We start from the raw sequence: 9,470 nt of genomic DNA on the forward strand, positions 1-9,470 counted from the left end.
CTGTCCACTCGACTTGCATGTATTAGGCACGCCGCCAGCGTTCGTCCTGAGCCAGGATCAAACTCTCCGATAAAGTAGTTTGACTGACTACGCACATCGCTGTGCGATTTATAAAAATGAATTAACAGGTACGTTTTGTCTTGTTTAGTTTTCAAAGATCATTTCACCACTTCTTAACGAAGCAGCTTTACTAATATAACATTCAGCCTCTTTTTTGTCAACAACTTTTTCAAATTGTTTTGAAGCTTCTTGTTTTGTCTGCTGTTCATCAGCGACGTTTAATAATATAACACCTATATTTATTTATTGCAATAGTTTTTCATGAAAAAATTCTATAAAATAAATAAACTATCATTGCGCATGACATTATATCGCGTATTTAGAATATAACTATTTTAAAAGAACATATACATCGTAATGCGATCTTGTTGTTTTTTTCTTTTTCTTGTATAGTAGAAACGAACTAAATACTGATGACCACAAGGGGAGCATTAAAGCTGAGAGTGAGCGGTTTCGTTCTGACCCTTAGAACCTGTTAGTTAACGCTGGTGTAGGGATGTGGCAAAGTCAAATGAATTGCAGATCGTAAAGCAGTGCGTGGAACTTTTCTCATCCTTCCGCGTGCTGCTTTTTTGTTTTCCTTTTGGATTGTCTATCGATGGAAGGGGATTTTTATGAATCAATCTAAACAACTGGTTCGCCTTATTGAAATTGCAATTATGACTGCGGCTGCTGTTATTTTAGACATCGTCTCAGGAATGTTTCTCAGCATGCCTCAAGGAGGCTCGGTCTCCATCATGATGATTCCGATCTTCTTGATTTCGTTTCGATGGGGTGTCAAAGCAGGCCTCACTACCGGTCTGCTGACAGGTCTAGTTCAAATAGCGATTGGAAACTTATTTGCACAACACCCTGTCCAGCTATTGCTAGATTACCTTATCGCGTTCGCTGCTATCGGTTTAAGCGGATGTTTTGCTTCTTCTGTCCGTAAAGCCGCTGTAACTAAAACAAAAGGGAAACTGATTGTCTCAGTGGTCAGTGCCGTTTTTATGGGCAGTGTCCTACGCTATGCCGCACATGTCATTTCAGGAGCCGTGTTTTTCGGCAGCTTCGCTCCAAAAGGAACGCCGGTATGGATTTATTCTTTAACTTATAATGCTACTTATATGGTTCCTTCATTTATCATCTGTGCAATTGTCCTTTGTTTATTGTTTATGACTGCACCGCGTTTGCTCAAAATTGACAAAGTTTAATGTGACAACCCCCAGCGCAATCCGCTGGGGGTTGTTTTGGTTATCTGTTAAGAACCGTTTTCAAAGCAGAAAGATTCGGCCATCCCAATCCTACTTCTTTCAGCCTTTCTCCTGCAATTTCAAAGCTGTCCTCCGCTACTCTTTCAGGTGTATAGGCCTGATAAAATGTAATCGAGGGGTTCTCCTCAATTACCCAAACAAACATGCTCGAAAAGCCATGATGAATCAAAAACTCTGCTCCTTTTGCTAAGAGCGCTCTGCCTGCCCCTTGCCGCTGATGCTCTTCTAAAAGGTAAATAGCGTATAGCTCGCCATCATAGCCTCCTTGTTCAGAGCGAATAGGTCCAAATGAAGCAAAGCCAAATATTGAACCTATTTCATCCTGAGCCACAAATACACCTTTTAACGAGCGGCTTTTCCATTTGTCTTCAAATTCCTTGTAGTTCAGACTTTCTAAGTATTCAGCCGGGACAATTCCGCGGTATGTTGTCCTCCAGCTGTCTACATGCACTTTTGCAATGTCCTTGATGTCTTCTATCTTTGCTTCTCGTACAGTTACCATTTTGCTGCCATCCTTCCCCAGTCATTAATCTGGTTTTGGGACCGTTTTTGCTTCTTTTATTTCATTTGTTAATTCGTTAATGCTTTGTTTTACGTTTCCTTTTCCAGAAAAGTTCTCAATCATTTCTTTTACATCAATTCCCGACGATGCCTTCAAGCTTTCTTGCAGGCTTGACATCAAGTTTGTCGCGTAGCTTGTTACTTTATTTGCACCGCTTGATTCACCGCTTCCTCCTGTATCAACAACGGTGATTTTATCAATATTGGAAAGAGGTGCCGCTGCTTGTTTCGCGTATTCTGGAAGCATTTTTACGATCATATCGAAAACCGCAGCCTGCCCGTACTGCTCAAAGGCAGCCGCAATTTTCTCTTTTGCTTCCGCTTCTGCCAGACCTTTCAGGCGGATAACCTCAGCCTCTGTTTCCCCTTTCGCTTTTTCCGCTTCAGCTTTTGCGAGTCCGTCAATTCTCACTTTTTCCGCCTCAGCCTTCGCCATTGCTTCTATGCTGTACTTCTTGGCATCAGCTTCCGCGAGCTGCTTGGCTTTCTCAGCTGCTGCGGACTGCTCGACTGAATAACGGTCTGCATCTGCTTTTTTCTTTACTTCCGAGTCGTATTGGCGTTCACGGCGAAGAATTTCTTTTTCTTCCAGTTCTATTTGTTTTTGGCGTTCGATAATTTTAACCTGCATTTCCTGCTCTGTGACTTGCTGACGCGCTCTGGCAGTCTCTAAATCATATGCCTGGTCGGCATTCGCTTTTGCCGTATCTTGTTCTTTTCGGTATTCAGCCATTTTGAGCTGATTGATTTTTTCTGCTTCGGCGATTTCCGTTGCCCGTTCAAGCTCTGATTTTTTTGCATCTTTATCAGCTTCTGCCCGCTTAATTCGGGTTTCTTTATCAGCCTCCGCTGTTGCAATATCAGCATCACGCTTTACTTGGGCAATTCTCGGTTTCCCTAATGATTCAAGATAACCGTTTTTATCACGCACATCTTTAATGGTGAAGGAAACAATCACAAGCCCCATTTTTGCGAGATCCTGTGAAGCGACACGCTGCACCTCTTGAGAAAATTTTTCTCTGTTTTTATAGATTTCTTCAACTGTCATTGAGCCGAGAATGGAACGGAGATGGCCTTCTAAAACCTCTCGCGCTTCCTGCTCACGGTCTTCTTTTGATTTCCCTAAAAATTGTTCGGCCGCTGTAGCGATTTCTCCTATAGAACCGCCGATTTTTATAATTGCAGTTCCATCGGCCATCACAGGCACTCCTTGTTCTGTATAAACTTCAGGTGTCGAAACATCAAGTTTGCTTGATAATAGGCTTAGCGGCTCTGCCTGCTGGAAGACAGGAAGGACAAAGGTTCCCCCGCCGCGGACGATTTTAATGCGGTTGCCTGCTTCATCGACATGGACATTCTTATTGCCAAGATAGCTTCCCGTTACGATTAACGCTTCATCAGGACCTGCCGTACGATACTTTGTAATAAATACGGCTATTAGTGCAATTAATAAAAAGAATACAACTCCGATAACAATAATAATCGGCATTGTCATATCACATTCCTCCTTGATTTAAATAGGTTCATGCGGAGTAACCGAAAGAACTCCATTGTTGACATCAACGACTAAAACCGTTGTTCCGTAACTGATCTGCTGATTCTCAAAGCTGACCGCTGACTTCGAGATGGTGCCGCCTATCCCTTCAATGACCACTTCACCAAATCCGTCAACAGGAACAGCAGTAATGACTTTACCAATCCTCCCTCTCAGATCATCTTCCTTATAAGCCAGAGATTCTTCAGCAGATGACAAAGGTACCAGAACAAAGATGTGAAGCAATGTCACCAGGATAATTGAAAGGATGCAAGATAAAAGTGCTATCAACAGACTGGACAGGGGCAATGTAAGCTCACCTATATATCCGCCTGCTGAAAAACATGTAAAAAATGCAAGCACCAATGTCGGATTAAGAAACGGAATGCCTTCTGTCAGCCCAGAAAATACATCTCCGAAAAATAGAAATAAAAGCGTAAGACTGCCCGCAATCATCAGCGTATAAAGATAAATGGTTTGTATAGGAACGTCTAATAACTCCAATTTCCTCATCCTCTCTTCACCAATGCATTGATGAACGGCTGCCGTTACCATTTATACGATGCACAATGGAATAGGTTTCAAAATTTTTAGATAAATGCTCTTTGTTAAGTGCTTTATAAATGATAATTGCTTATATATATGGTAATGTCGTTTTAGGAGGAGATATGATGAGTATCTTTAATGAAGCCAGATTAGAAACGTGGAACGAAGTGAAAGGACTTTCGGACGAAAAGCTGAATCAAAAGCCTTCAGCTGAAGAATGGAGCATACGGGAAGTTCTCGACCATCTGAAAAAAATAGATATGGCCGCACAAAAAATGCTGAAGGAACGTGTAAAGGAAGCACCGGTTAAAGAAGTGAAAGAAAAACCGCTTGAGACTGCACAGGACAGAAACAACAAACGGAAAGCCCCGACCCATCTTGAGCCTGATCATAATTTTATTTCAGGCAGCCAGATGAAACGTGAGCTTGATGTGGTAAGAGAGCAGCTGACAGCTGCGATTGCCTCTCTGAAGGAAGAAGATTTTGAGAGAGTGCTTCCGCATCCTGTGTTTCAAGAACTGACTGTCAGACAGTGGATCGATTTTATTGGCCACCATGAAAGACGGCATCTTAGCCAGATTAAAGAAATTAAAGAAAAGATAGAAAGGGCCTGATTTGATCAGACCCTTTCTGCTTTTCGTTTGGCTTTCCGCTGAAATGAATGAACTTCTATTTCATCACCTGTGTAAACGGCACCAGGTCTCTCAACAATACAGACAATCCCCCTTATGCCCATTGCGTGGCGGACGAAAGCCGGCGCGAGCTTTGGCTTGTCCGGATAATAAGATTGAATGACTTCACCCGGCTGGATACACGGGTCATTTTCTCCCTCACACAGCAAAGCAGCTCCGCTTGGAAAAATGAGCCGGCTTCCTTCTTTTATTGAAGTAAGATCTGGTATACCGCTGACTGCCACATTCGCCCCGAGCCATTCCGGCAAAATTCTCGGCACTCCCATTTCTAAAGCGATTTCATTGCATTCCTCTATTGAAACAATAGAAATTTGTCTGCGGTTAAAAATTTCAGTCCCTCTTGAAAACATCGGTTCTCTGGCCCCCGCTTTTTTGGTCAGACCAAAATGCAAGTCGCCGGGAATGCCGCCATAATCAAAATCAAGCTTGTCCATTTGCTTTGTTACGAAGCTTTCTGTATCTGCAATATATAAGCCTTCCGTTTTTGCAGTCATACGCTTCCACATCAGCCGGCACCTTCCTTCTTATCTAAATTTTCAATCTATCCTTCATTATCCAAAAAAATCCCGCTCTGTAAAGGAGCGGGATTTTAATTATACTGTTTTAGGCGTCAGGTTAAAGCAGCGCTTATAGATCCAATTGTATGCTTTTTCATTTAAATCTCTAGGGTTCCCGAAGGTTTGCGGGTCTTTCATTGCTTCTTTTGACAAGCGTTCGATCATATCAGGTGATACTCCCTGTTCTTCTAAAGTCGGTACTTCTAATTCTTCGACCAGGTCATACATCCAGTTGACAGATGCTTTGGCAGCTTCTTCTGTTGTCATCTGGCTTGTATCAATACCGAACGCTTTTGCAATCCGCGCGAACTTCTCAGGGTAGCCCTTCCAGTTGTATTCCATGACAGGGCCCATCATCGCCGCCACACATTGACCGTGTGCAACTGGGATAATACCGCCGAGCGTTTGGCTCATCGCATGGGCCGCACCTGCTGATTCACTGCCGTAAGATAGACCTGCAAGCATTGCAGCCTGCGCCATTCCGTATCTCGCTTCCAGATCCTCTCCGTCAGCAAATGCTCTTTTAATGTAATGAGCGGCGTATTCAATCGCCATTAAGGCAACTGCATCCGTGATTGGCTGTGCAAATTTCATTGTATAGCACTCAATGGCATGAGCAAGCGCATCAATTCCCGTCATGGCTGTTACATGCGGAGGCATTGAAATATGAAGCTCAGGATCAATGATGGTCAAGTGCGCTGCGATCAGCGGGCCGCCCGTGTTAAATTTGAATTCTCTTTCTTCATCTGTGATAACCGCCCATTGGGTTACTTCTGATCCTGTTCCGGCTGTTGTCGGAATGGTCGTCAGCGGAGGAATGCGGTTTTCCAGCGGTTTTTTTCCATCTGCCGCTTCATAATCAAGCACGCTTCCTTCGTGAGTTGCTTCTACTCCGATGGCTTTCGCTGTATCCATGGAGCTTCCGCCACCGACTGCCACTAAACCATTACAGTTCTCTTTTTTGTATAACTGAGACCCTTCATTCACCAGACGGACAGGCGGATTTGGCTCAACTTTATGAAAGAGCACAACTTCAATGCCTGCTTCTTTAAGTGATTCGATTACGGGATCAGCAACACCGGCTTTATAAATCCCTGGGTCTGTGACAAGGAGCGCTTTTGAAACGCCCAGTGCAGCTACTTCCTCACCTGTATGCTTGATGGCTCCGATTCCATGCTTAATCACAGTCGGAATTTCAAATGTATGGAATTTCTGCATGCTTTCTACCTTCATATTTAACGTCATCATCAATCTCCCCCTCTTATGAATTGAACCAATTAACCGCTGCCGGTTTTGTATTGCGATACACGTGTTTGACTTCTGTGTATTCTTCAAGGCCTATTTTTCCAAGCTCGCGCCCGAACCCGGATTGCTTATAGCCGCCCCATGGCGCCTGTGCAAAGTACGGATGGAAATCGTTAATCCAAACAGTTCCCATTCTCAGGCGTGCTGCTACGCGTTCACACTTTTCAATATCTTTTGACCATACCGCTCCGGCCAAGCCGTAGATGGTATCATTTGCAAGCGCGATTACCTCTTCTTCCGAACTGAAGGTTTCGACGGTCAATACAGGCCCGAAAACTTCTTCCTGAACAATTCTCATGTCAGATTTACAGTTTGAGAAAATAGTAGGTTCATAGAAAAAGCCGTTTTGCAGCGCAGGGTCTTCCGGTCGTTTTCCTCCTGTCTCCAGCTTCGCGCCTTCTTCTATCCCGATCTCTACATATTTTTCTACTTTTGCCCTGTGCTCCGCCGAAATAAGCGGGCCGCTTTCTGTCTCTGCGTGAAAACCATTTCCGAGTTTTATGCGTTTTGCCCGTTTAACCAGCTCCGCCAAAAATTGATCATGAATGGCATCTTCAACAAGCAAACGCGAACCGGCTGAGCATACTTGGCCGGCGTGGAAAAATACAGCGTTTAATGCCTGATCGACCGCAACCTCTAGATCTGCATCCTTGAAAACGATATTTGGATTTTTTCCGCCAAGTTCAAGCGCAATTTTTTTGACGTTTCCGCTTGCCGCCCGCATGATTTTTTTGCCTGTTTCGATTCCACCCGTAAACGAAATCAAATCAACATCTTTGTTTGCAGCAAGCTCGTCACCCACTGTGGCTCCCGGTCCCAGAACAAGATTTGCGACACCTTTTGGAACGCCGGCTTCTTCCATCAGCTTAAAGACTTTGATTGTCGTCAGCGGCGTGATCTCACTCGGCTTCATGACGATCGTGTTTCCTGCAGCCAGTGCGGGCGCGATTTTCCAGCTTGCTTGCAGGAGCGGATAATTCCACGGCGTAATCTGGCCGCAAACCCCAATTGGCTCTCTGATGATTTTGCTTTCTGAATCAGGGATTGGAGATGAAATGATCTCTCCGCCATCTTTGTCTGCTAATCCGGCGTAATATTGAAAAACATTAGCGATATCGTCCATATCGGCCTTGCTTTCTTCGAGTGTTTTTCCCGTATCAAACGATTCAAGCTCAGCCAGCTCATCAAGATCGCGCCTGATTAATTCCGCAATTTTCAGAACAATGTTTCCGCGTTCAAGCCCGGATAGAGATGGCCATTCTCCTTTGTCAAATGCTTTTCGCGCGGCTGCTATTGCCTTGATGGCGTCCTCTCGCCCTCCCTCGCTTACGGTTGCAATTTCTTCTTGATTAAATGGATTGATAATGCTGCGGATCTGCTCTTTTTCGGCACTGATCCATGCTCCGTCAATGTATAATGTTTGACTCATATAAGCCTCCTTGACGTAAATAAAGTTTGTTAAATAAAAATTTAACGTTTTTAACAACCTTAATCTAACATATGGTTTTTAAACTGTCAAAGCCCCATTTAATTTTTCATTTTGACTTTTCTTTATGTTTCGTTAAGATAAAGAACATAAAGAAATAACTTAACGAATTTAATTTTCTAAAGGAAAAGAGGGTCAGTATGGATGAAAATCCAGAAGTTACAGCTATAGAACAGGCACGGGATCTTGTTATCGACTCCATTGCTGAAACGATGGATCTATACGGAATTACCCGCAGTGTCGGGATTTTATATGGGACGATGTATATGAGGGATGAAATGACGCTTGACGAAATGCGCGAGGAATTGCAAATGAGTAAGCCAAGCATGAGCACAGGTGTCAAAAAGCTTCAAGACTTAAATGTAGTGAAAAAGACATTTCATCGGGGCATCCGCAAGCATACATTTGTGGCTGAAAAAGATTTCTTTAAATTTTTCACTAATTTCTTTCCGCCTAAATGGGAGCGGGAAGTCCAAGTAAATGTAGCAGCGATTGAGGAAGCTCAGGCAGATTTACAAAAGATTTTGAGCAAGGAAGGTCTCAATGAGGATGTGAAAAATGAAGCGCTGCAGCTATACGAGCAGCTGGAAAGCTCTAAAGCCTACTATGACTGGCTGAAACGGCTTGCTGAATCGGTGCAGAGCGGGGAAATTTTTAAGTTTATACCGATCAAGGAAAAGTAACACAGAAAACGCCTGGGAAGCCGGGCGTTTTTTTGTCCGTTTATACGTAAATACTACAAATTTGAAAAATACGGGAAAAACACCCCATTTACTTCCAAAATATTTGATGGTAATTTTATGTAGGTAAAATTTGTATTTGGCCGTTCAGAGGAGGTGAATAGCGGGCAGGCCTGTCTATTTCATAACTATTTAGGGGGAATTTGATTATGAAACGCAAATTATTATCTTCTATGGCAATCAGTGCATTAAGTCTCGGTTTACTCGTTTCTGCACCTACAGCTTCTTTCGCGGCTGAATCTAAATCACCTTCAGCTCATACTGAGTCTACTATGAGAACACAGTCATCAGCTTCATTGTTTGCCACAATCACAGGGGCAAGCAAAACTGAATGGTCTTTCTCTGATATTGAATTGACGTATCGCCCAAACACGCTTCTCAGCCTTGGCGTTATGGAATTTACATTGCCAAGCGGATTTACTGCAAATACGAAAGACACGTTAAACGGAAATGCTTTGCGTACAACACAGATCCTCAACAACGGGAAAACAGTAAGAATTCCTCTGGCACTTGATTTGTTAGGAGCTGGCGAATTTAAATTAAAACTGAATAACAAAACACTTCCTGCCGCTGGTACATATACTTTCCGTGCGGAGAATAAATCGTTGAGCATCGGAAATAAATTTTACGCAGAAGCCAGCATTGACGTAGCTAAGCGCAGCACTCCACCGACTCAGCCATGCGGCTGCAACTAATCTAAAAAAGACCGGTTAAGTGATATTATCCCCTCTAAGTA

10 protein-coding genes, 1 rRNA gene and 1 riboswitch are annotated in these 9,470 nt (G+C 43.4%); of the genes, 4 read left to right on the plus strand and 7 right to left on the minus strand.

What is annotated here, in order from left to right:
- Positions 1–73 (minus strand): 16S ribosomal RNA (locus MOB98_RS19975); the annotation flags it as partial.
- A 399-nt stretch (positions 74–472) separates the two neighbouring features.
- Positions 473–574, plus strand: a riboswitch (TPP riboswitch).
- Between the two features lie 100 nt (positions 575–674).
- On the opposite strand from MOB98_RS19975, the gene thiT reads away from it, so the two are divergent.
- Complete coding sequence (gene thiT, locus MOB98_RS19980; RefSeq protein ID WP_268358766.1) at positions 675–1,253, plus strand: energy-coupled thiamine transporter ThiT; 579 nt, start codon at positions 675–677, stop codon at positions 1,251–1,253.
- 40 nt (positions 1,254–1,293) lie between these two features.
- Here the strand turns inward: thiT and MOB98_RS19985 are convergent, their stop codons facing one another.
- From MOB98_RS19985 to MOB98_RS19995, 3 genes are read right to left on the minus strand one after another with little or no spacing between them, the layout of a single operon-like run.
- The gene (locus tag MOB98_RS19985) at positions 1,294–1,815 is read right to left on the minus strand and encodes a GNAT family N-acetyltransferase (RefSeq protein ID WP_268358768.1); all 522 of its coding nucleotides are present in this window, start codon (positions 1,813–1,815) and stop codon (positions 1,294–1,296) included.
- A gap of 24 nt (positions 1,816–1,839) precedes the next feature.
- Complete coding sequence (gene floT / locus MOB98_RS19990; RefSeq protein ID WP_268358770.1) at positions 1,840–3,369, minus strand: flotillin lipid rafts scaffold protein FloT; 1,530 nt, start codon at positions 3,367–3,369, stop codon at positions 1,840–1,842.
- Between the two features lie 18 nt (positions 3,370–3,387).
- Complete coding sequence (locus MOB98_RS19995; protein ID WP_268358771.1) at positions 3,388–3,912, minus strand: NfeD family protein; 525 nt, start codon at positions 3,910–3,912, stop codon at positions 3,388–3,390.
- Positions 3,913–4,079: 167 nt separating this feature from the next.
- Here MOB98_RS19995 and MOB98_RS20000 point away from each other — a divergent pair, with 167 nt between their 5' ends.
- Positions 4,080–4,568: a DinB family protein gene (locus MOB98_RS20000; protein ID WP_268358772.1), complete on the plus strand. Its 489-nt coding sequence runs from the start codon at positions 4,080–4,082 to the stop codon at positions 4,566–4,568.
- A gap of 5 nt (positions 4,569–4,573) precedes the next feature.
- Here the strand turns inward: MOB98_RS20000 and MOB98_RS20005 are convergent, their stop codons facing one another.
- The 3 genes from MOB98_RS20005 to betB all read right to left on the minus strand — a co-directional run bounded on the left by MOB98_RS20005 (position 4,574) and on the right by betB (position 7,937).
- Positions 4,574–5,152 (minus strand): MOSC domain-containing protein, encoded by a 579-nt coding sequence (locus tag MOB98_RS20005; RefSeq protein ID WP_268358774.1) that lies wholly within the window; start codon positions 5,150–5,152, stop codon positions 4,574–4,576.
- An 87-nt stretch (positions 5,153–5,239) separates the two neighbouring features.
- Entirely contained in the window at positions 5,240–6,448 is a 1,209-nt protein-coding gene (gbsB, locus tag MOB98_RS20010) for a choline dehydrogenase (RefSeq protein WP_268358778.1), read from the minus strand.
- Positions 6,449–6,464: 16 nt separating this feature from the next.
- Positions 6,465–7,937, minus strand: coding sequence for a betaine-aldehyde dehydrogenase (gene betB, locus MOB98_RS20015; RefSeq protein ID WP_268358775.1), 1,473 nt, complete (start codon positions 7,935–7,937; stop codon positions 6,465–6,467).
- Between the two features lie 197 nt (positions 7,938–8,134).
- Here betB and cudC point away from each other — a divergent pair, with 197 nt between their 5' ends.
- Both cudC and bslA read left to right on the plus strand, forming a co-directional pair.
- Positions 8,135–8,677 (plus strand): choline uptake/conversion transcriptional regulator CudC, encoded by a 543-nt coding sequence (gene cudC, locus MOB98_RS20020; RefSeq protein WP_268358777.1) that lies wholly within the window; start codon positions 8,135–8,137, stop codon positions 8,675–8,677.
- A gap of 206 nt (positions 8,678–8,883) precedes the next feature.
- The gene (bslA, locus tag MOB98_RS20025) at positions 8,884–9,429 is read left to right on the plus strand and encodes a biofilm surface layer hydrophobin BslA (RefSeq protein ID WP_268367256.1); all 546 of its coding nucleotides are present in this window, start codon (positions 8,884–8,886) and stop codon (positions 9,427–9,429) included.
- The last annotated feature ends 41 nt before the right edge of the window (positions 9,430–9,470 follow it).

This window comes from Bacillus sp. N13C7 (genome assembly GCF_026790065.1).
Lineage (GTDB): Bacteria > Bacillota > Bacilli > Bacillales > Bacillaceae > Bacillus.

Excerpts from the sequence above, each read along its gene's own strand:
- thiT (WP_268358766.1), top strand. The coding sequence starts at position 675 with ATGAATCAATCTAAACAACTGGTTCGCCTTATTGAAATTGCAATTATG.
- MOB98_RS19985 (WP_268358768.1), bottom strand. The coding sequence starts at position 1,815 with ATGGTAACTGTACGAGAAGCAAAGATAGAAGACATCAAGGACATTGCA.
- floT (WP_268358770.1), bottom strand. The coding sequence starts at position 3,369 with ATGACAATGCCGATTATTATTGTTATCGGAGTTGTATTCTTTTTATTA.
- MOB98_RS20000 (WP_268358772.1), top strand. The coding sequence starts at position 4,080 with ATGAGTATCTTTAATGAAGCCAGATTAGAAACGTGGAACGAAGTGAAA.
- MOB98_RS20005 (WP_268358774.1), bottom strand. The coding sequence starts at position 5,152 with ATGTGGAAGCGTATGACTGCAAAAACGGAAGGCTTATATATTGCAGAT.
- gbsB (WP_268358778.1), bottom strand. The coding sequence starts at position 6,448 with ATGACGTTAAATATGAAGGTAGAAAGCATGCAGAAATTCCATACATTT.
- betB (WP_268358775.1), bottom strand. The coding sequence starts at position 7,937 with ATGAGTCAAACATTATACATTGACGGAGCATGGATCAGTGCCGAAAAA.
- cudC (WP_268358777.1), top strand. The coding sequence starts at position 8,135 with ATGGATGAAAATCCAGAAGTTACAGCTATAGAACAGGCACGGGATCTT.
- bslA (WP_268367256.1), top strand. The coding sequence starts at position 8,884 with ATGAAACGCAAATTATTATCTTCTATGGCAATCAGTGCATTAAGTCTC.